Below are 24193 nucleotides of genomic sequence, written 5' to 3'. Positions count from 1 at the left end.
GGGCAGGCAGTGGGGCCAATTTATGAGGTTGCTTGAGGTGGATAAAGGTGGGGCGGAGTACTTCATTAGTGATGCTATGTAATCAATAAGCTCAGATCCCAGGCATAAAAAAACCCCGAACCAGTCGGGGTTTTTTATCGCCTGGAATCAGGCGCGACGCCGAATCAATCAGAAAACGTTGATTGGGTAGTCGGCGAACAGACGGATCTCGTTACCGCCCACGTTGTAGTTGCTGGCGTTGTTGGAAACGCGCAACCACGACGCACGGGCACGCAGGCTCAGGTCTTTGGCCGGGCCGTTCTGTACCACGTATTTGAACTGGTTGAAGATCTCACGCTCGGTGCCACTGCCGCGGTTGGAACCGTCGTCAATGTTGGTGCCGCGCACGTAGGCGATGTTGTAGGTCAGGCCAGGCACGCCGAAGGCGCTGAAGTCCAGGCCGTAGCCTGCTTGCCAGGAGCGCTCGTCCTTGCCGTTGAAGTCAGACCAGTAGGAGTTGGCCAGCAGGATGGTGTTGCCACCGTCGCCGATGCCGCCTGCGTTGCGGTAGCCGCCGTACAGGTAACCGGTGTCACCGGTGCTGCGCTGGTGGGCCAGGGTGAAGCTGTGCGGGCCAACGGCCCACGTGGCGCCCAGGCTCCAGATTTTGTTGTCGCGAGCGTCGGCGTCACCTTGGTTTTCCAGGGCGAAGCTACGGTCGAGCTTGGTTTTGTAGCCGTTGAAGTCGAAGGTCAACGATTGTTTCTCTGGCAGGGCCAGCACGTAGTTGACGTTGACGTATTGCTTCTTCAGCACGTCCTGCATGTTGGAAGCGTAGAGCGCTGCCGACAGGCTTTCGGTGAATTTGTAGCTACCGCCGATGTAGTCGATGCTTTTCAGCGCGCCACTGTCGGAACCCTCGGCGCTCTTGCGAGCTTCCTTGGTGAAGTGACCAGCGTCCAGTTGCAGGCCGGCGATTTCTTTGGAAACGATCGAAGTACCTTCGTAGGTTTCCGACAACAGACGGGAGTTGTCGTACTGCAGCACCGGCACGGCTGGCATCTGCTGACCGTATTTGATCACGGTGTTGGAGATGCGTGCCTTGACGGCTGCGCCGCCCTTGGCCAGGTCATCGGCTGCTGCGCCGCTGTCGCCTTGCTTGAAGAAGTCGATACCGCCAGCACCGCTGCGACCTTTACCACCGTCCAGGCGAATGGCGTACTGGCCGATCACGTCCACACCCACACCGACGGTGCCTTGGGTGAAGCCGGACTCGAACTTGCCGATGAAACCCTGGCCCCATTCGGCTTTGTCTTGCTTGCCGTTCTTGTAGTCGCGGCTGATGTACGCGTTGCGTGCCGCAATGTTCAGGTGGCTGTCTTCAACAAAACCCTTTGATTGGGATTGGTCGTCAGCCATTGCTTGCGTAGCGCTCAAAATCCCCAGAGCGATCAGCCCCATCCGTTGTTTCAACATTTTCTTATATTCCTTATTACTGGTTGAGTACGCGCTGTGACACCAGGCTCCGTGTTGCTTTTCTGGTGTCGACTTTCCCCAGATAAAAAAAGGCCCGCGGACGACTAAAATGCCGCGGGCCTTTTTTTATTGGAGAAGTCATGGCGGTTAGCCACAGGCGTTGGGGCGAATCCTATCCGCGCCCTTTACTGTGTGTCAATTTCGTGAATCGTCTGTATTTAGGCTAAAAAAGTCTAAGAAACATTAAATAGCCATCATGGTGCAAGGCTCTATCAAGCCCTTCTCGGCTCTTCGCAACCCTGCAGGCCACACATTGGTGCACTCGATTGGGTGGTTGGAATCGAAATTGCGACTGTTTGTCTCAGCCACTCAGCAAAGGCTTGGGGCTTGCCCAGCCAGGGGCTGATGTCGAGCAATTGCAGTTGGCCGCCCTGCTCCAGGGCCAAGGTGGGAAAGCCCTGGCCGCCGATTTTTGCCAGCCATTGGCGGCTGTCTTTGATGTGAGCCTGGGTTTCTGCGCCCTGGATTTCATTGAAGGCTGTGTTGAAGACTTGAGGATCCAAACCGATGGACTCAGCCAGAGTCAGCAGCACGTCGTTATCGGCGATTCGGCGACCTTCGACGTAGTGCGCCGTTTGCAAACGCGCCAATAATTCCAGGCCGCGACCGGCAATTTTTTCTGCGGCCAGCACCGCGCTGATGGGCGGGGCTGAGTCGAACACCGCGTCGTGGTCCCGCAGCAAGCCTTCGAAATACGCCTGGCCAAACGGTTGCCCGGTGTACTCGGCAATGCGCCGGTCATGGGGCATCACGTAGTCACGCAACTGCAGCGAGACAGATTGGCGATTCGCGCCGGTCATCATGCCGCCGCCGTGCAGCTGGACAGGCAATACATCCCGGGCGGCATGCAGCAGCGGCTCGGCGCCGTAACACCAGCCGCACAGCGGGTCGTAAATGTAATGAAGCGTGGCTGCCGACATGACGGGCTCCGATAGACGTTGATGCCCGGCAGATTAGTCTTACCTACAGTTCGGAAAAACCCCGAATTGGCTCCCAGACTGTTTCGGGAATCGGTCGAATATCCCTGTAAAACATATGCCGTAACATTTTTCAGAAGGGTCAACTTAGGAATAGATAACCTGCGCAAATAGTAAGCATTACCATTAACGCGCTTTTATCCTGCCAACCTTTTTGGATACACACCCCGATGCCTGCCCTGCGCCTGACGCCCATTACCCTTGGGCTTTCTGTACTGCTGTCTGCCGGATTTGCCTGCGCTGCCACCGTCCTGCCGGAAACTTCCGTGAGTGCTGAAGCCGACGAAGACGACCCGCGCGTCAAGGAAACCAGTACCGCTACCCGCACCGCCACACCCGTGCGCTACGTGCCCCAGGCCATCGACTCGGTGAAAACCGACAGCCTGCGTTCCTACGGCACCAATGACCTGGGCCAGGCCTTAAGCGGCGTGCCCAACGTCAGCAGCGGCGCCGACACGCGGTTCGACAGCCTGCGCATCCGCGGTTTCGACGCCAGTAACGATTTCTATCTGGACGGTATTCGCGACGACAGCCAATACGTACGCGACCTGCACAACATCGAACGCATCGAAGTGCTCAAAGGCCCGGCAGCCGTGTTGTACGGGCGCGGCGGCCAGGGCGGCATCGTCAACCGCGTGAGCAAACTGCCCCAGGCCGGTCGCGTCTCCAGCATCGAAGCCCAAGGCGGCAGCAATGATTTGCGCAGCCTGTACGCCGACCTCAGCACCGACCCCACCGATAACATCAGCCTGCGCCTGAACATGGGCAACCAGGACAACAACAGTTTCCGCGACGGCGTCAGCGGCAATCGCCAGCTGTTTGCACCGTCCATGAGCTGGCAACTGACCCCCGACCTGAACTGGCTGGTGCAGTACGAATACAGCCGTTACAACCGCACGCCCGACCGTGGCATTCCCGGGGTCAATGGGCGGCCGGCGGATGTCAGCCGCGGCACCACTTATGGTGACAAGCGCGATTACATCGACGACACGTCCCAATCCCTGCGCTCCCGGCTGGCCTATGAGTTGAACGACAGTTGGCAACTGCGCCATACCCTGGGCGTGTTCACCCTCGACAGCGACTTCGATAACACCTACGCCGTCAGCTACGACCCCAAAACCAACAAGGTCGGGCGCCAACGCTGGCAGCAGGAATTGACCACACGCAACATCCTCAACAACGTCGAACTGGAAGGCGGCTTCAGCACTTTTGGCCTGGAGCATCGTTTGCTGACCGGAGTGGAATTGGGCAACCAGCGCCGTGACCCGAAACTCTATCGGGCGCCGCTCGCCGCCGTGCCGAGCGTGGATGTGTACAACCCCAACCCGGACCTGCGCCACAACGGTCGCCTGCCGGCATTCAGCAGCAGCCACACCGAAGTGCAAAGCCAGGGCGTGTATGTGCAAGACCAACTGCGCCTGAACGATCAGTGGCAACTGCTCGCCGGTTTGCGCTACGACCGCTTTGATGTGGAGTCCACCAACAAACTGACCAACGCCTCGGAACAGGTCGTGAGCCACAGCACCAGCCCGCGGGTGGGCCTGGTCTGGACGCCGCTGGAACACCATTCGTTCTACGCCTCGTGGAGCAAGACCTTCTCGCCCACCGGTGGCGGCCTGATCGGCATCACGCCCAATGCGGCGGGCAACGCCAACGAGCTGAGCCCGGAGCTGACCAGGCAGAAGGAAATCGGGGTCAAGAGTGACTGGCTCGATGACCGCTTGAGCACCACCCTGGCGGTGTACGAACTGGAACTCTACAACCGCCGCACCCGTGACCCGCTGGACCCGACCATCACCCTGCTCAGCGGCGAGCAGCGCTCCCGTGGCGTGGAGTTGACCGCTGCCGGCAAGATCATCGGCAACTGGTATGTACGCGGTGGCATTGGCCTGCAGGACGCCACGGTGGTGAAGGACAACAACGGTTTTGAAGGTAAGCGCATCAGCGATGTGGCCAAGCGTAATGCGAGCCTGTTCGTCACCTGGAAACCGGAGATGGGCTGGTACGCGGAAACCGGGTTGACGCTGGTGGGGGAGCGTTATGCGGATAACGCCAACACCGTGCTGTTACCGGGTTATGGCCGCTGGGATGCACTGGCCGGGTTCCGGCAGAAGGAATGGGATGTAAGGGCGGCGCTGAACAATATCAGCGACAAGACGTACTACGCGTCGGCGACGAGTGCGGCGCAGATTCAGTTTGGGGACCCGCGTAGTCTGGTGGTTACCGGAACGTACAGTTTCTAAACAGCAACGCACTTTTCTGTGGCGAGGGAGCTTGCTCCCGTTGGGGTGCGAAGCACCCCCAAAATAAGGCGACTGTGTTTTTCCAGATAGAACTCGGTGATCTGTTTTGGGGCTGCTGCGCACCCCAACGGGAGCAAGCTCCCTCGCCACAAAGTCCGGTGCAACATTGAAAACAACCTTCAGTTCTGCATCAACTCACACAACGCCTGCACCTCATCCTCGCTGAACAGCCCCACCGGGTACCGTTCGCTCATCACCCGGCGCGGGTCGGGCGTCCTGATCTGCCTCGAACCGTTTGCCTTCAACCAGAGCGCCAGCGCATGGATCGCGTCGCCGTTCACCCGCAAGGGGTGGAACGTACGCTTGTACATAAGGTTGATATCGGCATTCATTTCAGCGCTCTCTCCGACGGCTTGAGCGGCTAACTTACTCAAGGTTTATGACAGAACCGCTTAGTCAGACTAAGCGCTCCCTGTCGCAACAGCGATACAAGAGCTATGCCAATGTGCCCGGTTTGTCGGCACATGGTCACAAAAAAGCCCACGAACCTGACGGGCCGTGGGCTTGCTGTGAGCGCCCAAACCGCGGCGCACCCGATTGGCACTCAACCGGGTATCAGGCTGTTACAAGTGCACTCAGTTTTTGTGCGGCGCCGGCTGCTGCTGGGTCAGGCAGTGGATGTTGCCGCCCCCCAGTAACAGTTCGCGCCCCGGCACCATCACCACTTCGTGCTGCGGGAACAGGTTCTGCAAAATCTCCTTGGCGCGGCTGTCCAGCGGGTCGTCGAAGCTCGGCGCGATGATGCCGCCGTTGACGATCAGGAAGTTGACGTAGGAACCGGCCAACCGCACGGTGGGATTGCGCTCCTGGGTGCCGTCGACTGGATCCACGCCGGCACATTCTTCCTCGGTGGCGTACAGCGGCCCCGGGATCGGCATTTTATGCACTGTGAACGAGCGGCCCTTGGCGTCGGTGCTGCTTTGCAGGACGTCCATGGCGGCGTGGCAGCGTGCGTAGTTCGGGTCTTGCGGGTCATCGGTCCAGGCCAGCAACACTTCGCCCGGGCGCACGTAGCAGCAGAAGTTATCCACATGCCCGTCGGTTTCGTCGTTGAACAGGCCATCCGGCAGCCAGATAATCTTATCCACAGCCAGGTTGGCACTGAGCACCGCTTCGATTTCCTCGCGCTGCAGGTGCGGGTTGCGATTGCGGTTGAGCAGGCATTCTTCGGTGGTGATCAGCGTGCCTTCGCCGTCGACGTGAATCGAGCCGCCTTCCAGCACAAACCCTTCGGTGCGATAACGCGGGCTGCGCTCGATCTCGAGGATCTTGCCGCCCACCTGGGAATCGCGATTCCACGGCGAGTACAGGCCGCCATCAAAGCCGCCCCAGGCGTTGAAATCCCAGTTCACGCCACGCACTTCGCCGCTGTTGTTGATCACAAACGTCGGCCCGGTATCCCGTACCCAGGCGTCGTCGCTGGACATTTCCACCAGGCGGATATTCGGTACGTCCAGGCGCGCCCGGGCGTTTTCATACTGGCTGGCCGAGACCGCCACGGTCACCGGTTCAAAGCGTGCAATGGCCTTGGCCACCGCCACGTGGGCGGCCTGCGCCGGCTTGCCGCCCAGGCGCCAGTTGTCCGGGCGCTCGGGCCAGATCATCCAGGTCTGGGTCTGTGGCGCCCATTCGGCAGGCATATGGAAGCCGTCGGCGCGGGGGGTGCTGTGCAAAGTGGTCATGAAAAATCTCCTGGGACGGCTGCGTGAGCATGACGCCTTTATATCGGATAAAAATCGACCTTAAAAGACGATTTACATCTACCACTCATAAATTACCGAACAATTACCGATAACAATCGAATTACCCCGACAAATGGTTAAAGCGACTCGTCCAACACCTTCGCCAGCATGTCGACGAAGAAGTCCACGCTTTGCCGGGAAGTGACCATCGGCGGCTTGATCTTGAGGATGTTCAGATAGTCGCCGGTGGGCTGCATGAAGATCCCCAGTTCCCGCAGGCGATCACACAGCAGCGCGGTCTCTTCGGTGGCCGGTTCCAGGGTCTGCCGGTCGCGGACCAACTCCAGCCCCAGGTAAAACCCGGAACCATGCACCGCGCCCACCAACGGATGCTGCTCGACCAACGCTTCCAAGCGCGCCTTGAAATGCCCGCCTACCACCTGGGCGTTTTCCCACAGTTTTTCTTCCTCCATCACATCCAGCACCGCCATGCCGATGCGGCAACTCACCGGGCTGCCGCCTGATGACGAGAAGAAGTAACCCTCGGCCTCCAGCGCCTCGGCGATTTCCCGGCGGGTGATCACCGCGCCCAATGGCTGGCCGTTGCCCATGCCCTTGGCCATGGTGATGATGTCCGGCACCACGCCCTGCTCTTCAAAACCCCAGAAGAAATGGCCCATGCGGCCATAACCCACCTGCACTTCATCGGCGATGCACACGCCGCCCTGTGCCCGAACCAGGGCATATACCTGCTGCAAATAGCCAGGCGGCAAGGAGATCCCGCCGGCATTGCCGTACACCGGCTCACAAATGAAGCCCGCCAGTTGGCGGTTCTGCGCGGCGATTTTCGCCAGGTTATGTTCCACGCTGCGTACGTAGTCCGGCGCACTGTCCTGCCCGCGGAACTCGCCGCGATAGGTATTCGGCGCGGTCACCGGGTGCACCCAGTCCGGGCGGCTGCTCAAGGCCTGGGGGTTGTCGGCAATCGAGGTCGACACCGCGTCCGCCGCCACTGACCAGCCGTGATAGGCCTCCAGCACGCTGAGCATGTCGCGCCCGCCGCTGTAGGCCCAGGCCAGGCGAATGGCCAGGTCATTGGCTTCGGTGCCGCTGTTGACCAGGAACACCCGGTCCATGGAGTCCGGCGCCAGGGCCAGCAGACGCTCGGAGAACTCGGCAATCGCCGCATAGTGAAAGCGTGAGTTGGTGTTGAGCAGCGACCATTGCCGCGCCGCCACCTGGGCCATGCGTGGGTGACCGTGGCCGAGCACCGCGACGTTATTGAGCATGTCGAGGTAGGAGCGACCCTGCATGTCGATCAGATGATTGCGCCAACCGCGCTCGATGCGCGGCGGGTCAACGTAATAGTGCTTCTGCGAGCGGGCGAAGCTGGCATCGCGACGAGCCAGCAAGGCCTCGGGGTCCAGTTCCGGCTCGGCGTCGCAGGCCAGCCCCAGCAAGGTTGCCGGGGAGGGACACAACGCTTGCCAGGCCACCGCCCGGGACGGCGTGCAGAACAACGGCGGCTCGAGTTCGGCGCGGCACAGTTGCACCGTCAGCGGGCCGGCAACTTCGCCGAGCACTTGGCCTTTTACCACCGCGGCGCCGTGTTGCAACAAGGCGTTCACGCCCCACAATCGAACGCTTAACTGCGCACTGTGCAGGCATAGCAGGCCGTCGGCGGCGCAGCGCAAGGTACCGGCGAACGGTGCTTCCACCGTGGCGCCCAGGGGCATGTGCAGCTCTACATGAAGCGGGAAAGTCTCGGGTTCGACGGCGCTGTCGGGCTGGGTCCGGGACAGTCGATACTGGCCATAACGGCTGGCTGCCAGGCCATGGACCACAGCCGCTTGTTCCAGCAGGCGGCGATCAATGCCCTCCTGCTCCCAATTACCGGCCTCGAAATGCGGGCTGAGCACGCCCAGGTCAATCAGCGCGAACTCACGCCCAACCAGCCCCGGCAACAACGGCGCAAAGCCTTCGCCGGCAATAGGCGGCAACTTGGCACCGACGCAGCCCAGGATCGCCGCCTCCATCAACTCAAAAGGCACCGAGGTGGCTACGTGGAAGATTTCCCACTCATGCTCGGCGTTCTTCAACAGGTAGGTGTTATCCGGGTCCAGCCTCTGCTGCTGCTCACTGCTCAGCACCAACACCGCAGCCCGCGCGACGATCAGCGGCCATAGCACCTGCAACTCTTCGTGCTGCAACGGAGTGATCGCGTGGCACGCCTGGATCGCCGGCAGAATGGCGAACGGATCGCCCTCGGCATGGTGCAGCAGTGCCGCGCAAGTCACCGACAGGTCGGCAATGCGCCAGGTACGCACCAGGTCGCCGAAGTCGATCACGCCCTGGACCTGCCAATGCCGCTGGGCATCGCGCTGCCACACCACGTTGTCATCGGTGATATCCATGTGCACGGCTTGCCACGGCAGTCGATCAGCCAACGGCGGCACCCGGAGCGCCACCTGCTCGGCCACTTGCTCCAGCGCCGCCCGCTGCGGCAGGTTTTCAAGGGTCGACAGCAGATGGGTGATCAGCTCAAGGGCATGGCGCGGGTCCCATTGCAGGGTGCGTTCCAGGCCCGGATGCTCGAAGCCGGCCAGCGCCAGGCTCATCCGCCCGCAGAGTTCGCCGAAGCCTGCGATCACTTCACGGCCCAGATGTGGGACATGGGTCAGCGGCTGGCCGTCGATGTAGTCCAGCAGCCGCAGGTGCACGGTGTGCCCGGCGACGGTTTCGGTCAGCAGGTCTTCGCCGCCAAGGGCCGAGATAACCTTGGGCACCCGCACATCCGAATGTTCCTGCAAATGCTTCAGGGCGGCGTGCTGGGCCTGCAGCTCGACGGCGGCATAGTCGCCCCGGCAGATTTTCAGCACAAAACGGCCTCGGTCACTGTCGATGCGGTAGTTGAGGTCTTGCTGGCTGCCCAGGGACTTTAGCGTGCCACCGAGGTCGTAATGCTGCTCCAGTAGCCGCGCCGCAGGGTCCGGTCCGACTTGCGGGCATGGCAGACTGGCGCGATGAATCAACGTGGCGAGCAACATGTGACGACCCCTGGTGTTTTTATCAGACGCTTATATCGCCATTGTTGAAGGGGGTTACGCAACCCCCAGGCCCCACCCGGTGCCGTCAATCTGATGGTGTCCCCTTGCACCACCTGGCTTCACAACTCAAGCTATGCTCCATTCGCTTAATGTCTGTCTAAGGAAAAGGGCCTCCGACATGCGCATTCTCATCACTGGCGGCGCCGGATTCATCGGCTCAGCTCTGATCCGGCACCTGATTCAACACACCGGGCACGAAGTGCTCAACCTGGACAAACTGACCTACGCAGGCAACCTTGAGTCGCTGACCAGCATCGCGACCAATAGCCGCTATGAGTTCGTCCAGGCCGACATCATCGACCAGGCCACCGTCAGCGCCGTGCTGGCGCGCTTTGAGCCGCACGCGATCATGCACCTGGCGGCCGAGTCCCACGTGGACCGGTCCATCGACGGCCCGTCGGATTTTATCCAGACCAATATCGTCGGTACCTACAGCCTGCTGGAGGCCGCACGCGGCTATTGGCAAAAGCTGGAAGAGCCGGCCAAAAGCGCCTTCCGCTTCCACCACATCTCCACGGATGAAGTGTACGGCGACCTGCACGGCGTCAATGACCTTTTCACCGAGACCACGCCTTACGCGCCCAGCTCACCTTACTCGGCCAGCAAAGCTGCGTCCGATCACCTGGTCCGTGCCTGGCAGCGTACTTACGGCCTGCCGGTGCTGCTGACAAACTGTTCGAACAACTACGGGCCGTTCCACTTCCCCGAGAAGCTGATCCCGCTGGTGATCCTCAACGCCCTGGCCGGTAAACCGCTGCCGGTGTATGGCGATGGCCTGCAGGTGCGCGACTGGCTGTTCGTCGAAGACCACGCCCGTGCGCTGTTCAAAGTGGTGACTGAAGGTGTGGTGGGCGAGACCTACAACATCGGCGGCCACAACGAGCAGAAGAATATCGACGTAGTGCGCAGCATCTGCGGCCTGCTGGAAGAGCTGGCGCCACAGCGCCCGGCGGGCGTCGAAAAATTCACCGACCTGATCACCTTCGTCAAGGATCGCCCGGGCCACGACCAGCGCTACGCGATCGACGCCAGCAAGATCGAACGCGAGCTGGGCTGGGTGCCCGAAGAAACCTTTGAAACCGGCCTGCGCAAAACCGTGCAGTGGTACCTCGATAACCTGGAATGGTGCCGCAGGGTCCAGGACGGCAGTTATCAAGGTGAACGACTGGGCAACACCGACTTTAAGGATCTGATCGCATGATGAAGGGAATCGTATTGGCCGGTGGCTCCGGCACCCGTTTGCACCCCATTACCCTGGGCGTTTCCAAGCAGCTGTTGCCGGTGTACGACAAGCCGATGATCTACTACCCGATTTCGGTGCTGATGCTGGCCGGGATCAAGGACATCCTGGTGATTTCCACCCCGGTGGACCTGCCGCAGTACCGTAACCTGCTGGGTGACGGCAGCCAGTTTGGCGTGCGTTTCACCTATGCCGAACAACCGTCTCCGGACGGCCTGGCCCAGGCGTTTCTGATTGGTGAAGAGTTCATCGGTGATGACCCGGTGTGCCTGATCCTGGGCGACAACATCTTCCACGGCCAGCATTTCGGCGACCAGTTGCGCACCGCCGCCGAGCGCCCATCCGGCGCCACCGTGTTCGGCTACTGGGTCAAGGACCCGGAGCGTTTCGGCGTGATCGATTTCGACAGCGAGGGCCGCGCGCTTTCCATCGAGGAAAAACCGGCCAAGCCAAAGTCCAGCTACGCGGTGACCGGGCTGTATTTCTACGATAACGACGTGATCAAGATCGCCAAGGCCGTCAAGCCATCGCCACGTGGCGAGCTGGAAATCACCGACGTCAACAACGCCTACCTCCAGCGTGGCGACCTGCATGTGGAACGCTTCGGCCGTGGTTTCGCCTGGCTCGACACCGGCACCCACGACAGCCTGCTGGAAGCCTCGACGTATGTGCAGACCATCGAGCACCGCCAGGGTTTGAAAGTGGCATGCCTGGAAGAAATCGCCTACGAGAACGGCTGGATCGATCGCGACCATTTGCTGGAACGGGCCAAATACTTTGGCAAGACCGGCTACGGCCAATACCTGTACTCACTGGCCGGGGAGCAAAAATGAAGGTCACCGACACCTCGCTGCCGGGCGTACTGATCATCGAACCGAAAGTGTTCGGCGACGAGCGCGGTTTTTTCTACGAAAGCTTCAACGCCCGCGCCTTCGAAGAGGCCACCGGGCTCAAGCGTGACTTCGTGCAGGACAACCACTCGCGCTCGCAGAAAGGTGTGCTGCGCGGCCTGCACTACCAGCTCGAACATACCCAGGGCAAACTGGTGCGCGTCACCGCCGGCGAAGTGCTGGATGTGGCCGTAGACATTCGCCGCAGCTCACCCAACTTCGGGCAATGGGTGGGTGTGCGGCTTTCCGCCGACAACCACCGCCAACTGTGGGTGCCGGAAGGTTTCGCCCATGGGTTTGTGGTGCTGAGCGACTACGCAGAATTCCTCTACAAGACCACTGATTACTACCAGCCGAGCGCCGAGCGCAGCATCCTCTGGAACGACCCGACGCTGGCCATCGACTGGGAGCTGACCGAGGCGCCGCAACTGTCCGCCAAGGATCAGGCCGGCAAAAGCCTGCAAGAGGCCGACCTGTTCCCATGAGCTTGCCTCTGAAAATCCTCATCAGCGGCCAACACGGCCAGGTCTCCCGGGAGCTGCAACAGCGCCTCCAGGGCTTGGGTGAGTTGATCGTGCTGGGCCGCGACCAGCTTGACCTGGCGCAGCCCGAGCAGATCCGCCAGCAAGTGCGTGCCCACCGCCCGGGCCTGATCATCAACGCCGCCGCACACACCGCCGTCGATCAGGCCGAAAGCGAGCCGGAGGCGGCCTTCGCCATCAACGCCACCGCCCCCGGCGTCTTCGCCGAGGAAGCCAAGGCACTGGGCATTCCGCTGATCCACTATTCCACCGACTATGTGTTCGACGGCAGCAAGGCCGCGCCCTACAACGAGGACGACGCCACCCACCCGTTGGGCGTGTATGGCGCAAGCAAGCTGGCCGGTGAACAGGCAATCGCCGCGGTCGGCGGTGAGCACCTGATTCTGCGCACCAGCTGGGTCTACTCGACCCACGGCAAAAACTTCCTGCTGACCATGCAACGCCTGCTGCAGGAAAAGCCGCAGATGCGCATCGTCGCCGACCAGATCGGCGCGCCAACCTGGGCCGGCACCATCGCCAACAGCACCCGAGCCCTGATCGAACGCTGGCAAGCGGGCCAGGCCGGGGATTGGGGGGTCTACCACCTGACCGCCCAGGGCGAGACCTCGTGGTTCGGTTTTGCACAGGCAATCGGCGAGCAATTGCGGGCCCAAGGCAAAGCTTGCGCAGAGCTGGAGGCGATTCCCTCCAGCGCCTATCCGACACCCGCCAAGCGTCCGCTGAACTCACGCCTCGATTGCAGCCGCCTGCAACAACAGTGGCACGTATCGCAGCCGCAGTGGCACGACGCATTGCGCGAGTGTCTTGCCGAGCAGGCGTAGGCATAATGCGCCTGTACCCACAGGCGCACGATTCCCATGACTCCACCCCTTCCGCGAAGACCCCGCTGGCGCAGCCTGGCCCTGCTGGCGCTGTGCCTGGCGCCGCTGTTGTGGCCGCTGGAGCACTTGGCCGAGCGCTATTACCGCAGCGAACTGGCCGGGCAGAACCGCCAGACGCTGGACCTGTACGTCGCCAACCTGCTGGGCACCCTGCACCGCTACGAAGTGTTGCCGCAGATCCTCGGCGACCTGCCGGCACTGCGCACCGCCATCGACGCGCCCCAGGTCAGCACCAACCTGGTCAACGCCAACCACCTGCTCAAGGACGTCGCCGCCCAGGCCGGGGTGGAAGTGATGTACCTGATGGACACCACCGGCAAGACCCTCGCGGCGTCCAACTGGGACAAACAGGACAGCTTCGTCGGGCGTAATTTTTCCTTTCGCCCCTACTTCAGCGAAGCCATGGCCGGGCGCCTGGGGCGCTTCTTCGGGCTGGGCACCACCTCGGCCAAACGCGGCTACTTCTTCGCCGCCGCCGTGCGCGATGGCGACACCATCATCGGCGTGCTGGTGGTGAAGGTCGACCTGGACCACACCGAAAGCCTGTGGGGCAACACACCGGAACAACTGCTGGTGACCGACCACAACGGCGTGGTGATCCTCACGTCGCGCCCGCAATGGCGATTCCGCGCCACCCGGCCCCTGACCGACGAAGAACGCCGAGCCATCATCGCCATCCAGCCCTACCCGACCCGCGACCCGCAGCCGCTGAACCTCAGTGCCACGGCTTGGGTGCGCCAGGCCACCGACATCGCCGAGACCGGCTGGAAGGTCGAGATTCTCGCCCCGCGCACCTTGATCAGCCGCCCGGTGCGCACCGTGGTTGCCGTGGGTGGCGCCACCTTGCTGGTGCTGATGCTGTTGCTCGGCCTGATGATGCAGCGCCGTCGCCACTACCTGGAGCGCATCGCCTTCGAAGCCAAGGCCCGCCGTGAGCTGGAAATGCGCGTGATCGAACGCACCAGCGACCTGGAAGGCCTCAACCGGCGCCTGAAACAGGAAGTACTGGAGCGCGAACATGCCCAGCAGGAACTGGTACGCGCCCAGGATGACCTGGTGCAGGCCGGCAAGTTGTCGGCGCTGGGCACCATGTCGGCGAGCATCAGCCACGAGCTCAATCAGCCGCTGGCAGCGATTCGAAGCTACGCGGAAAACGCCGAAATCCTGCTCGACCATGAGCGCACCGACGACGCTCGTGGCAACCTCAAGTTGATCAGCGAATTGACCGGGCGCATGGCCTCGATCATCGCCCACTTGCGTGCCTTCGCCCGGCGCGACCGGCACGCGCCGGAAAGCGTGGCACTGCAACCGGCGCTGGACGATGCGCTGGCGCTGCTGGCCAAGCGCAGGCGGTCCATGGAGGTCGAGTTGATCCGCGATTTACCCGAGGCCACCTTGTGGGTCGCAGCCGGCGAAACCCGCCTGCGCCAGGTGCTGGGCAACCTGCTGGCCAACGCCCTCGACGCCCTGACCGAAAAAGGCCCGCCGCGCAAACTCTGGTTGAGTGCCCAGACCACCGAACAGGGCGTCAACCTGTACATTCGCGACAACGGTCCGGGGTTCTGCATGGAAGCCCTGGGCCGCGCCAGCGAACCCTTCTACACCACCAAGACCCGCACCCAGGGCCTGGGGTTGGGCCTGGCGATCTGCGACACCCTGATGCGCGCCTTTGGCGGTGAACTGTTGTTCGCCAACCACAAGGAAGGTGGCGCGCTGTTAACCTTGAAACTGCGCGCCGGAGCACCGGGTGTCAGTCTGCAACCGTCCGAGGACCGCAGTGTATGAGTATCGATAACCAGATTCAGGTGGTGTTGATCGACGATGATCCACACCTGCGTCAGGCCCTGTGCCAGACCCTGGACCTGGCCGGGCTGAAGGTCCTGACCCTCGGCGAAGCCCAGGGCCTGACCGCACGCCTGTCCCGGGATTGGCCGGGCGTGGTGGTGAGTGACATCCGTATGCCCGGCATGGATGGCCTGGAGCTGCTGAGGGAACTCCACGCGCAAGACCCGGAGCTGCCGGTGCTGCTGATCACCGGCCACGGCGACGTGCCGTTGGCGGTGCAGGCCATGCGGACCGGCGCCTACGACTTCCTGGAAAAACCCTTCGCCAGCGACGCCCTGCTCGACAGCGTGCGCCGTGCCCTCGCCCTGCGCCGCCTGGTGCTGGACAACCGCAGCCTGCGCCTGGCCTTGAGCGACCGCCAGCAATTGAGCACGCGCCTGGTGGGGCACTCACCGCAGATGCTGCGCCTGCGCGAGCAAATCGGCGCACTGGCGGCGACCAAGGCCGACGTGCTGATCCTCGGCGAGACCGGCGCCGGCAAAGAGGTGGTGGCGCGTGCGCTGCACGACCTGTCGAACCGCCGCACCGGCCCGTTTGTGGCGATCAACGCCGGCGCCCTGGCCGAGTCGGTGGTGGAAAGCGAGTTGTTCGGTCACGAGCCGGGGGCCTTTACCGGCGCCCAGAAGCGGCGCATCGGCAAATTCGAATTCGCCAATGGCGGCACGCTGTTTCTGGATGAAATCGAAAGCATGAGCCTGGATGTGCAGGTCAAACTGCTACGGCTGTTGCAGGAACGCGTGGTGGAACGTCTTGGGGGCAATCAGTTGATCCCGCTGGATATCCGCATCATCGCCGCCACCAAGGAAGACCTGCGCCAGTCCGCCGACCAGGGGCGCTTCCGGGCTGACTTGTACTATCGCCTCAACGTCGCGCCCCTGCGCATTCCGCCACTGCGCGAACGGGGTGAGGACGCGCTGATGCTGTTCCAGCACTTTGCCGACGAAGCCAGCACCCGCCACGGCCTACCGATGAAAGAGTTGCAACCGGGCCAACGCGCGCTGCTGTTACGCCACAGCTGGCCGGGCAACGTGCGCGAACTGCAAAACGCCGCCGAGCGCTTCGCCCTGGGCCTGGAACTGGCGCTGGACAGCACCCCGGACAACCCTTCGACCGGCATCCTCACCAGCACGCCCGGCGGCTTGAGCGAACAGGTCGAACAGTTTGAAAAAAGCCTGATCGCCGCTGAACTGACGCGCCCCCACAACTCCATGCGCAGCCTTGCCGAAGCACTGGGCGTGCCGCGTAAAACCCTGCACGACAAACTGCGCAAGCACGGGCTGAACTTCGCCGACAGCGGCAACAGTCACGCTGACGACGAATGACCCTTTTCCACCTGCCACGAGGCCACCATGAGTCGCGATAGCCGTTACCTGGAATCGATCCTTCACCACGACATTCCCCTGACCCGGGAAATGGGCCTCAAGGTAATCGACTGGCAGGACCGACAACTGCAACTGCGCTTGCCGCTGGACGCCAACATCAACCACAAGAGCACCATGTTTGGCGGCAGCCTCTACTGCGGTGCCGTGCTGGCGGGCTGGGGTTGGCTGCATCTGCAGTTGCGTGAGGAAGGGATTGAAGACGGGCACATCGTGATTCAGGAAGGGCAGATCAGTTACCCGCTGCCGGTGACTACTGATGCGACGGCGGTTTGCCAGGCACCAGATGAGAAGGTGTGGAAGCGTTTTTTAGCGACGTATAAGCGTTATGGCCGGGCGCGGTTGGCGCTGGAGACGTGGATTGTCAATGAGGGCAGTGAAGAGCGGGCCGTGGCCTTCACTGGCCAGTACGTGCTGCACCGCTAACAATCATAACCCCCGCCCCGTATAACGCCCGCCCCGTAGCAGCTGTCGAGCGCCAGCGAGGCTGCGTCGGGCGCAACTCGGTCCTGCGCCAGCCGTGATTACAGCGGTGCTGCCACCGCAGCCTCGCTGGCGCTCGACAGCTGCTACGGGGCGCCTGGCTTCAGGAACGGGCCAGGGTCAGCAACCGCTCGCGCCACTCCGCTTTAGCCGGCAACGCCAGGAAGAACGGATTTAATAGCGACGCCCGAGCCGGGTAACTGAACGGCTGCCCATCCAGCTCCAGCACTTCACCGCCCGCCCCTTCCAACACACCCTGTGCCGCAGCGGTGTCCCACTGCGAGGTCGGCGCCAGGCGCGGGTAGCAATCGGCGCTGCCTTCAGCCAACAGGCAAAACTTCAACGAGCTGCCGATATTGGCCAGCTTCAACTCGCCCAATCCCACACTCAAACCGGCCAGCAAACGCTCCTGCTCCGGGCTGCTGTGCCGACGGCTGGCAACCACGGTAAACGCCTCGCCCGCCGCAGGTGTCCGGCGTACCTGAATCTGCTTGGGCGGCTCACTCACATCGGAGCGCCAGGCGCCAAGCCCGGCACCGCCGAAGTAGCAACGGCCGCTGGTGGGTATCGATACCACGCCGAACACCACGCGACCCTGTTCGATCAAGGCAATGTTGACGGTGAACTCCTCGCTGCCGGAGATGAACTCCTTGGTGCCGTCCAGCGGGTCCACCAGCCACCAGCGCTGCCAACCGGCGCGCACGCTCTGGTCAATGTCCGCGTCTTCTTCAGACAGCACCGGAATGCTCGGATCCAGGGCGGTGAGCCCGGCGAGGATCAGGTGATGGGCGGCCAGGTCGGCGGCAGTGACCGGCGAATCATCGGTCTTGGTGGTCACGGCCACGTCGGCACGCCAGTACGGCAGGATGACCTCGCCGGCCTGGCGGGCCAATTCAATCACGGGGGCAATAAACGGGTGACCCAGGAACAGTTCGCTCATGGCTGGAACGCTCCTCGTTGAGTCAGCAGGTCACGTACCAGATACAGCGCGGCCAAGGCACGGCCCTCGCTGAACTGCTCGTTTTGCGCCAACTGCGAAAGCTCCCGCAGGTTGACCCGGTCAACGCGCATCGGCTCCGGCTCGTCGCCTTCCAGGCGCTCTTCGTACAGCTCGGTGGCCAGTACCACCTGGATTTTCTGGCTCATGTAGCCGGGGGACAGCGACAGTTCGGTGATGTGTTCCAACTGGCGGGCGCCGTAACCAGCTTCTTCCTTGAGCTCCCGGTCCGCGGCCGCCAACACATCCTCACCCGGCTCGATGAGGCCCTTGGGCAATGACAGTTCGTACTCGTCAGTGCCGCCGCAATATTCTTCAATCAGCAGCGCATGGTCCGAGTCGATCATCGCCACGATCATCACCGCGCCGTAACCGGCCCCCCTGCCCACCAGGCGTTCGTAGGTCCGCTCCACGCCATTGGAAAAGCGCAATTGCACTTCCTCCACGCGGAACAAACGGCTACTGGCGACTATTTCGCGGGCGAGGACGGTGGGTTTCTGGCGCATGAGCGGCTCCTTGGCGTGATCGGGTTACTATACCGTGGCTTTTCCGATTGTCTGTGTCGGATATCTTTTCTTACATGAGTGTTCTTTATGCCTCCACTGCCCTGGCACGCCATCGACACCGTCCTGCTGGACATGGACGGCACCTTGCTCGACCTGCACTTCGACAACCATTTCTGGATGGAGCACCTGCCCCAGCGCTACGCCGAGCTGCATGGCGTGAGCCGGGCCATGGCCGAGATGGAGCTGCAGCCGCTGTTCGAGCGTAACGCCGGACAGTTGCAATGGTATTGCCTGGATTTCTGGAGCGCCGAACTCAAGATCCCAGTGCGTGAACTCAAGCTGGAAACCGCCCACCTGATCGCCTTGCGTCCGGACGCCGATACCTTCCTGGCGGCGATCAAACAGGCCGGCAAGCGGGTGATCCTGATCACTAACGCGCATCGCGATTCGCTGTCGTTGAAGCTGGAGCGCATCGAGTTGGCGCCTTATTTCGAGCGGCTGATCAGCTCCCATGACTATGGTTTTGCCAAGGAAAACCCACAGTTCTGGGACGCCCTGTGCGCCGACATCGCCTTCGACCCGGCCCGCAGCCTGTTTATCGATGACACCTTGCCGATCTTGCGCAGCGCCAGGGATTTTGGCGTGGGGCACTTGCTGGCGGTGAAGGAGCCGGACAGCCGGAAGGGGCCTAAGGACACGGCGGAGTTTGCGGCGGTTGGGGACTATCGGGAGTTGATTGTCGGGCTTTAGATCGCATCGCGGGCAAGCCCGCTCCCACAGGAGAATGCATTCCAAATGTGGGAGCGGGCTTGCCCGCGATTGCCATCACTCAATATGAAGCCTTACTCAGGAATACGCAGTGTCTGCCCTGGGTAGATTTTGTCCGGGTGGGACAGCAGCGGCTTGTTGGCCTCGAAGATTTTGTTGTACTGGTTGGCGTTGCCATACACCGCCAGGGAGATCGCGCTCAGCGTGTCGCCCTTTTTCACCACCACAAAGCGGGCCGCAGCGACAACCGGACCGGAAACGGTGATCTGGTCATCAACACTCGCTACGCCGGCGATGTTGCCCAGCGCCAACAGGATTTTTTCTTTCTCTTCCTGGCTGGCAACTTCACCGGTCACGGTCACCTTGTCACCATCAACGGTGGTTTGCACATTGGGATTACCCAACCCGACCTTGGCCACGTGATCTTTCAACTGCTCGCTCGCGTTGGCATTACCCGGCGTCAACAGATCAATCAACTTCTCGCCTGCTTCCTTAACAAAACTGAAAATACTCATGGTGCGCTCTCCTTGGGATATGAATTCCAGATGCAAAAGACTAGACCAGTCCCACAGAATTGGGTTCCTGCCCGACCAAAGACCGGATAACTCCTACGGTTCCTGAGCCCCGACCCCAAACGCGCTAGAATTCCCCGCCTATGGACCACGCCCTGGAGCGAAGATGGACATCAAGCAGCTGAAATTCCTCATCGCCCTCGACGAAACCCGTCACTTCGGCCAGGCCGCCGCGCGTTGCCATATCACCCAGCCGACCCTGTCGATGCGCCTGCGCAGCCTGGAAGAAGAGCTGCAACTGCCACTGGTCAATCGCGGCCAGCGCTTCGAAGGCTTTACCGCTCCGGGTGAGCGCGTGTTGGCCTGGGCACGCACGGTGCTGGCGGCGTACGACGGCTTGCAGGCCGAGGCCGCCGCCTGTCGGGGCAACCTGGTGGGTACGCTGCGCCTGGGCGTGGTGCCGTTGTCGAGCTTCGATCCGCTGGCATTGATGCAGAAGCTGCATAAAGAGCACCCGAGCCTGCGCTTTGAGCTGTCCGCGTTAAGCTCCGAGCAAATCCTCGAACAACTGGCGAGCAACCGCCTGGACCTCGGTGTGTCGTACCTCGAGCGCCTGGACGCCGAGCGTTTCGACTCCCTGGCCTTGGGCGAAACCCGCATGGGCCTGCTGTACGACCAACGGTTCTTCAGCTTCGGCGACAAGCCCCTGAGCTGGGAAGCGCTGATCGAGCTGCCCCTGGGCATGCTCACCAGCGGCATGCACTTTCGCCAGTCCATCGACCACAACTTCCACAGCCGCGGCCTCAACCCGCAGCCGCTGTTGCAGACCGATGCCGTCCATCAATTGTTACAAGCCGTGCACGGCGGCCTGTGCTGCGCGGTGATGCCACTGGACGGCGGCCTCGACGCCCTCACCGAGCACCTGCGCCTGCAACCCATTGAAGACGCTCACACTCTGGCCCGCCTGGGGCTGATCATGCGTCGCAGTGCACCGCGTTCGGCATTGGCCGAAGCCTGTTTTGCGCTGTACCAGAAATCGCTGCTGGAACCTTGATCGACGTCATCTATCGATAGATCAGTACTGACGATTAGACGCGACCCTTTGTCGCGCCTAGTCTTAGAGCTGAATACTCCCGGTGGTAATGCCCAATGAACGCCCAGCGCCCAGTCTGCGCGGCGCCTGCCCTCGAAACGCCCGCGCCCGCCGCCAGCCAGAGCTACCAGTTTTGTAACCTCGAACACACCGAATCGGCCAGCACCGCGCTCGCCGAGGAAGTTGCGTTGGCGATTGCCTATAACGACATCAGCCAGGCGGTGATGCTGGTAACGCCCACCGACCTTGAAGACTTTATTGTCGGCTTCAGCGTCGGTAGCGGCATTATCGAAGACGTTAGCGACATTTATGACCTGAAAATCAGCGGATCGGGTTCAACTCAATACGCTCAGGTACAGATCTCCAGCCGCGCGTTCTGGAATATGAAGCAGCAGCGCCGGCAACTGGCTGGCACCAGCGGCTGTGGACTGTGCGGGGTAGAGGCCGTGGAACAGGCGCTGCCCAACCTCAAGGTGCTGCCCGGCGCGCCCCTGCCGCCTGCCGAATGGCTGGATGGCCTGCGCCAGCGCATCAGCGCGCTCCAACCCCTGGGCCAGTACAGCGGCGCGGTGCATGCGGCGGTGTTCATGAACAACCAGGGCGAATTGCTGCTGGGCCGTGAAGACATCGGCCGGCATAACGCCCTCGACAAGCTGATCGGCGCGCTGATCCGCCAAAAGATTCCGACCGACGGCGGCCTGGCGATTGTTACCAGTCGCTGCAGCCTCGAGTTGATCCAGAAAGTCCTGCGCGCAGGCATCCAGACCCTGGTCAGCCTGTCGTCGCCCACCGGCCTGGCCCTGCAATGGGCCCGCCGGCACAACCTCAATCTCATCCACCTGCCGCAGAAAAGTGCGCCGCGGGTCTACAGCCCTGCGATGGAGAATCAAGCGTGAGCAATCATCATCAAGCCGACGATAAACCCACCCCGCGCTACAAGCCCTACAAAGGCCCGGCCGGTGGCTGGGGCGCACTGATCAGCGTGGCGCAAGCCTGGCTGACCAGCGACAACGCGCTGAAAAACATCCGCATGATGCTCAAGACCAACCAGAACGGCGGTTTCGACTGCCCGGGCTGCGCCTGGGGCGACTCACCGGAAAGCGGCATGGTCAAGTTCTGCGAGAACGGCGCCAAGGCGGTCAACTGGGAAGCCACCAAGCGCCGGGTCGACGCAGCGTTCTTCGCCAAGCACAGCGTCAGCGCACTGCTGGAGCAGAGCGACTACTGGCTGGAGTATCAGGGCCGCCTGACCGAGCCAATGAGCTACGACGCCGAAACCGACCGCTACAAGCCCATCAGCTGGGAGTCGGCGTTCGACCTGATCGGCAAGCACCTCAACGCACTGCCAAACCCGGACATGGCCGAGTTCTATACCTCGGGCCGGGCCAGCAACGAGGCGGCTTACCTGTATCAACTGTTCGTGCGCTCTTACGGCACCAACAACTTCCCGGACTGCTCGAACATGTGCCACGAAGCCAGCGGCGTGGCCCTGGCGCAAAGCGTGGGCGTGGGCAAAGGCACCGTGACCTTCGATGACTTCGAGCATGCGGACGCGATTTTCGTCTGGGGCCAGAACCCCGGCACCAACCACCCACGGATGCTGGAGCCACTGCGCGAAGCGGTAAAACGCGGCGCCCAGGTGGTGTGCATCAACCCGCTCAAAGAGCGTGGCCTGGAACGCTTCCAGCACCCGCAACACCCGCTGGAAATGCTCACCAACGGCGACAAGCCGACCAACACCGCCTACTTCCGCCCGGCGCTGGGTGGCGACATGGCCATCCTGCGCGGCATGGCCAAGTTCCTGCTGCTGTGGGAACGCCAGGCCCAGGCCGAAGGCAAAGAAGCCGTGTTCGACCACGACTTCCTCAACGAACACACCACCAACGTGCTGGATTACCTGGGCAAGATCGACGACACCTCCTGGGATGAAATCGTCGAGCAGTCCGGCCTGACCCTGGTGGAGATCGAGCAAGCGGCGCGCATGTACGCCAAAGGCAAGAACGTGATCATGTGCTGGGCGATGGGCATCACCCAGCATCGCCATTCGGTGCCGACCATCCAGGAAATCGCCAACCTGATGCTGCTGCGCGGCAATATCGGACGCCCGGGCGCCGGCCTGTGCCCGGTGCGTGGCCACAGCAACGTGCAGGGCGACCGCACCATGGGCATCAACGAACGGCCACCGGTGGCGTTCCTTGACTCCCTGGAACGTCGCTTCCAGTTCCAGGTACCGCGGGAAAACGGCCATAACGTGGTGGAAGCCATCCACGCCATGCTCGAAGGCCGCTCCAAAGTGTTTATCGGCCTGGGCGGCAACTTCGCCCAAGCCACGCCGGACAGCCCGCGCACCTTCGAAGCCCTGCGCAATTGCGACCTGACCGTGCAGATCAGCACCAAGCTCAACCGCAGCCACCTGATGCACGGCAAGGACGCGCTGATCCTGCCATGCCTGGGCCGCACCGACATCGACATCCAGGCCGAAGGCCCGCAAGCGGTGACCGTGGAAGACTCGTTCAGCATGGTCCACGCCTCCAATGGGCAGTTGCAGCCGCTGTCGAAACAGATGAAATCCGAGCCTGCGATTCTTGCTGGCATTGCCGCCGCCACCCTGGGCAGCAAGCCGGTGGACTGGAATTGGCTGGTAGCCGATTACGATCGCATTCGCGACCTGATCGCCGACACCATTCCGGGTTTCAAGGACTTCAACGAACGCCTGAAAAACCCGGGCGGTTTCTACCTGGGTAACTCGGCTGGCGCACGCCGCTGGAACACCCCGTCGGGCCGCGCCAACTTCCGCCCGAACATCCTGCCCAAGGACCTGGTGCACGAACGCACCCGCAACACCGGGCAACTGCCGGACCTGATCATGCAGTCGATGCGCTCCCACGATCAGTACAACACCACCATCTATGGCCTGGACGATCGCTATCGCGGGGTAAAGGGGCAGCGGGATGTGCTGTTCGTCAACGAAGCCGACATCATCCGCCTGGGCTTCAAGCCGGGGCAGAAGGCCGACATCGTGTCGATCTGGGATGACGGCCGCGAACGTCGGGTGAAGGGCTTTACCTTGCTGGCGTTTGATATTCCGGCAGGACAAGCTGCGGCTTATTACCCGGAAGTGAACCCGCTGGTGCCGCTGGAGAGCACCGGGGATGGCAGCCATACGCCAACCTCGAAATTCGTGGCGATTCGGTTGGAAGCAGCGAGTGCGACTGGCTTGATCATGGCGAAGTCGGCCTAAGCCACACCTTCTTAATGTGGCGAGGGAGCTTGCTCCCGTTCGGGTGCGGAGCGCCCGTAAAAATTTCGGGGCCGCTGCGCAGCCCAACGGGAGCAAGCTCCCTCGCCACAAACAGCACCCGAGTTTTTTACGGGCACAAAAAAGGCCGCTTTTGCATAAAAGCGGCCGTTCCGAAGTAGTTAAAGACTCGCAAAAATCACTTAAGTTCCCCATACAAAACAGCAACTTATAG

General features: G+C 62.0%; 20 protein-coding genes. 12 read left to right on the top strand and 8 right to left on the bottom strand.

Annotation, left to right across the window (positions count from 1 at the left end; genetic code table 11):
• Positions 1-168: 168 nt before the first annotated feature.
• Together HX875_RS01040 and HX875_RS01035 are read right to left on the bottom strand one after the other, a co-directional pair.
• The gene (locus HX875_RS01040) at positions 169-1455 is read right to left on the bottom strand and encodes an OprD family porin (RefSeq protein ID WP_177040985.1); all 1287 of its coding nucleotides are present in this window, start codon (positions 1453-1455) and stop codon (positions 169-171) included.
• A gap of 272 nt (positions 1456-1727) precedes the next feature.
• Positions 1728-2435 carry a DsbA family protein gene (locus tag HX875_RS01035; protein WP_177040983.1) on the bottom strand — a complete coding sequence of 236 codons (708 nt, stop codon included), beginning with the start codon at positions 2433-2435 and terminating at the stop codon, positions 1728-1730.
• Positions 2436-2662: 227 nt separating this feature from the next.
• On the opposite strand from HX875_RS01035, the gene HX875_RS01030 reads away from it, so the two are divergent.
• Positions 2663-4735 (top strand): TonB-dependent receptor, encoded by a 2073-nt coding sequence (locus HX875_RS01030; protein WP_177040981.1) that lies wholly within the window; start codon positions 2663-2665, stop codon positions 4733-4735.
• Between the two features lie 179 nt (positions 4736-4914).
• On the opposite strand, the gene HX875_RS01025 is transcribed toward HX875_RS01030, so the two are convergent.
• The 3 genes from HX875_RS01025 to HX875_RS01015 form a co-directional block, all read right to left on the bottom strand.
• The gene (locus tag HX875_RS01025) at positions 4915-5127 is read right to left on the bottom strand and encodes a hypothetical protein (RefSeq protein WP_177040979.1); all 213 of its coding nucleotides are present in this window, start codon (positions 5125-5127) and stop codon (positions 4915-4917) included.
• 243 nt (positions 5128-5370) lie between these two features.
• The gene (gene aguA, locus HX875_RS01020; protein ID WP_177040977.1) at positions 5371-6477 is read right to left on the bottom strand and encodes an agmatine deiminase; all 1107 of its coding nucleotides are present in this window, start codon (positions 6475-6477) and stop codon (positions 5371-5373) included.
• Between the two features lie 137 nt (positions 6478-6614).
• Positions 6615-9524 carry an aminotransferase gene (locus tag HX875_RS01015; RefSeq protein WP_177040975.1) on the bottom strand — a complete coding sequence of 970 codons (2910 nt, stop codon included), beginning with the start codon at positions 9522-9524 and terminating at the stop codon, positions 6615-6617.
• A gap of 178 nt (positions 9525-9702) precedes the next feature.
• Here HX875_RS01015 and rfbB point away from each other — a divergent pair, with 178 nt between their 5' ends.
• Genes rfbB through HX875_RS00980 form a run of 7 tightly spaced genes read left to right on the top strand, consistent with a single transcriptional unit; the run spans position 9703 to position 16787 of the window.
• Positions 9703-10785, top strand: a complete 1083-nt coding sequence (gene rfbB, locus HX875_RS01010; RefSeq protein WP_177040973.1) for a dTDP-glucose 4,6-dehydratase — start codon at positions 9703-9705, stop codon at positions 10783-10785.
• The gene (rfbA, locus tag HX875_RS01005; RefSeq protein WP_177040970.1) at positions 10782-11657 is read left to right on the top strand and encodes a glucose-1-phosphate thymidylyltransferase RfbA; all 876 of its coding nucleotides are present in this window, start codon (positions 10782-10784) and stop codon (positions 11655-11657) included. The genes rfbB and rfbA overlap by 4 nt, the downstream gene beginning before the upstream one ends.
• On the top strand, positions 11654-12199 hold the full coding sequence (gene rfbC, locus HX875_RS01000) for a dTDP-4-dehydrorhamnose 3,5-epimerase (protein ID WP_177040969.1): 546 nt from the start codon (positions 11654-11656) through the stop codon (positions 12197-12199). The genes rfbA and rfbC overlap by 4 nt, the downstream gene beginning before the upstream one ends.
• Entirely contained in the window at positions 12196-13077 is an 882-nt protein-coding gene (rfbD, locus tag HX875_RS00995) for a dTDP-4-dehydrorhamnose reductase (protein ID WP_177040968.1), read from the top strand. Before rfbC ends, rfbD begins: the two co-directional genes overlap by 4 nt.
• Before the next feature lie 36 nt (positions 13078-13113).
• Complete coding sequence (locus HX875_RS00990) at positions 13114-14922, top strand: sensor histidine kinase (RefSeq protein WP_177040966.1); 1809 nt, start codon at positions 13114-13116, stop codon at positions 14920-14922.
• On the top strand, positions 14919-16304 hold the full coding sequence (locus HX875_RS00985) for a sigma-54-dependent transcriptional regulator (RefSeq protein WP_177040964.1): 1386 nt from the start codon (positions 14919-14921) through the stop codon (positions 16302-16304). Before HX875_RS00990 ends, HX875_RS00985 begins: the two co-directional genes overlap by 4 nt.
• 27 nt (positions 16305-16331) lie before the next feature.
• The gene (locus HX875_RS00980; protein ID WP_177040962.1) at positions 16332-16787 is read left to right on the top strand and encodes a YiiD C-terminal domain-containing protein; all 456 of its coding nucleotides are present in this window, start codon (positions 16332-16334) and stop codon (positions 16785-16787) included.
• Positions 16788-16947: 160 nt separating this feature from the next.
• Here HX875_RS00980 and cysQ read toward each other — a convergent pair whose 3' ends face one another.
• Together cysQ and nudE are read right to left on the bottom strand one after the other, a co-directional pair.
• Positions 16948-17784: a 3'(2'),5'-bisphosphate nucleotidase CysQ gene (gene cysQ / locus HX875_RS00975; protein WP_177040960.1), complete on the bottom strand. Its 837-nt coding sequence runs from the start codon at positions 17782-17784 to the stop codon at positions 16948-16950.
• Positions 17781-18347, bottom strand: coding sequence for an ADP compounds hydrolase NudE (nudE, locus tag HX875_RS00970; protein ID WP_177040958.1), 567 nt, complete (start codon positions 18345-18347; stop codon positions 17781-17783). Before nudE ends, cysQ begins: the two co-directional genes overlap by 4 nt.
• 87 nt (positions 18348-18434) lie before the next feature.
• Here nudE and yrfG point away from each other — a divergent pair, with 87 nt between their 5' ends.
• Positions 18435-19097, top strand: coding sequence for a GMP/IMP nucleotidase (gene yrfG, locus HX875_RS00965; protein ID WP_177040956.1), 663 nt, complete (start codon positions 18435-18437; stop codon positions 19095-19097).
• 92 nt (positions 19098-19189) lie between these two features.
• On the opposite strand, the gene lysM is transcribed toward yrfG, so the two are convergent.
• Positions 19190-19630 (bottom strand): peptidoglycan-binding protein LysM, encoded by a 441-nt coding sequence (gene lysM / locus HX875_RS00960; protein ID WP_010168967.1) that lies wholly within the window; start codon positions 19628-19630, stop codon positions 19190-19192.
• A gap of 163 nt (positions 19631-19793) precedes the next feature.
• Between lysM and HX875_RS00955 the strand changes: the two genes are divergently transcribed.
• The 3 genes from HX875_RS00955 to HX875_RS00945 all read left to right on the top strand — a co-directional run bounded on the left by HX875_RS00955 (position 19794) and on the right by HX875_RS00945 (position 23961).
• Positions 19794-20681 (top strand): LysR family transcriptional regulator, encoded by an 888-nt coding sequence (locus tag HX875_RS00955; RefSeq protein WP_017478126.1) that lies wholly within the window; start codon positions 19794-19796, stop codon positions 20679-20681.
• A 95-nt stretch (positions 20682-20776) separates the two neighbouring features.
• Positions 20777-21616, top strand: coding sequence for a formate dehydrogenase accessory sulfurtransferase FdhD (fdhD, locus tag HX875_RS00950; protein ID WP_177040954.1), 840 nt, complete (start codon positions 20777-20779; stop codon positions 21614-21616).
• On the top strand, positions 21613-23961 hold the full coding sequence (locus tag HX875_RS00945) for an FdhF/YdeP family oxidoreductase (RefSeq protein WP_177040952.1): 2349 nt from the start codon (positions 21613-21615) through the stop codon (positions 23959-23961). The genes fdhD and HX875_RS00945 overlap by 4 nt, the downstream gene beginning before the upstream one ends.
• The last annotated feature ends 232 nt before the right edge of the window (positions 23962-24193 follow it).

It is taken from the genome of Pseudomonas yamanorum (assembly GCF_013386765.1).
Lineage (GTDB): Bacteria > Pseudomonadota > Gammaproteobacteria > Pseudomonadales > Pseudomonadaceae > Aquipseudomonas > Aquipseudomonas yamanorum_A.
The sequence above is the reverse complement of the archived record's forward strand: the minus strand, read 5'-3'. Positions and strand labels throughout refer to the sequence as shown.

Bases quoted from the DNA above. Each gene is read 5' to 3' on its own strand.
- HX875_RS00980 (WP_177040962.1), top strand. From the start codon at position 16,332: ATGAGTCGCGATAGCCGTTACCTGGAATCGATCCTTCACCACGACATT.
- HX875_RS01040 (WP_177040985.1), bottom strand. From the start codon at position 1,455: ATGTTGAAACAACGGATGGGGCTGATCGCTCTGGGGATTTTGAGCGCT.
- HX875_RS01030 (WP_177040981.1), top strand. From the start codon at position 2,663: ATGCCTGCCCTGCGCCTGACGCCCATTACCCTTGGGCTTTCTGTACTG.
- nudE (WP_177040958.1), bottom strand. From the start codon at position 18,347: ATGCGCCAGAAACCCACCGTCCTCGCCCGCGAAATAGTCGCCAGTAGC.
- lysM (WP_010168967.1), bottom strand. From the start codon at position 19,630: ATGAGTATTTTCAGTTTTGTTAAGGAAGCAGGCGAGAAGTTGATTGAT.
- fdhD (WP_177040954.1), top strand. From the start codon at position 20,777: ATGAACGCCCAGCGCCCAGTCTGCGCGGCGCCTGCCCTCGAAACGCCC.
- yrfG (WP_177040956.1), top strand. From the start codon at position 18,435: ATGCCTCCACTGCCCTGGCACGCCATCGACACCGTCCTGCTGGACATG.
- cysQ (WP_177040960.1), bottom strand. From the start codon at position 17,784: ATGAGCGAACTGTTCCTGGGTCACCCGTTTATTGCCCCCGTGATTGAA.
- rfbD (WP_177040968.1), top strand. From the start codon at position 12,196: ATGAGCTTGCCTCTGAAAATCCTCATCAGCGGCCAACACGGCCAGGTC.
- HX875_RS01015 (WP_177040975.1), bottom strand. From the start codon at position 9,524: ATGTTGCTCGCCACGTTGATTCATCGCGCCAGTCTGCCATGCCCGCAA.
- rfbA (WP_177040970.1), top strand. From the start codon at position 10,782: ATGATGAAGGGAATCGTATTGGCCGGTGGCTCCGGCACCCGTTTGCAC.
- aguA (WP_177040977.1), bottom strand. From the start codon at position 6,477: ATGACCACTTTGCACAGCACCCCCCGCGCCGACGGCTTCCATATGCCT.
- rfbB (WP_177040973.1), top strand. From the start codon at position 9,703: ATGCGCATTCTCATCACTGGCGGCGCCGGATTCATCGGCTCAGCTCTG.
- rfbC (WP_177040969.1), top strand. From the start codon at position 11,654: ATGAAGGTCACCGACACCTCGCTGCCGGGCGTACTGATCATCGAACCG.
- HX875_RS01035 (WP_177040983.1), bottom strand. From the start codon at position 2,435: ATGTCGGCAGCCACGCTTCATTACATTTACGACCCGCTGTGCGGCTGG.
- HX875_RS01025 (WP_177040979.1), bottom strand. From the start codon at position 5,127: ATGAATGCCGATATCAACCTTATGTACAAGCGTACGTTCCACCCCTTG.
- HX875_RS00955 (WP_017478126.1), top strand. From the start codon at position 19,794: ATGGACATCAAGCAGCTGAAATTCCTCATCGCCCTCGACGAAACCCGT.
- HX875_RS00985 (WP_177040964.1), top strand. From the start codon at position 14,919: ATGAGTATCGATAACCAGATTCAGGTGGTGTTGATCGACGATGATCCA.
- HX875_RS00990 (WP_177040966.1), top strand. From the start codon at position 13,114: ATGACTCCACCCCTTCCGCGAAGACCCCGCTGGCGCAGCCTGGCCCTG.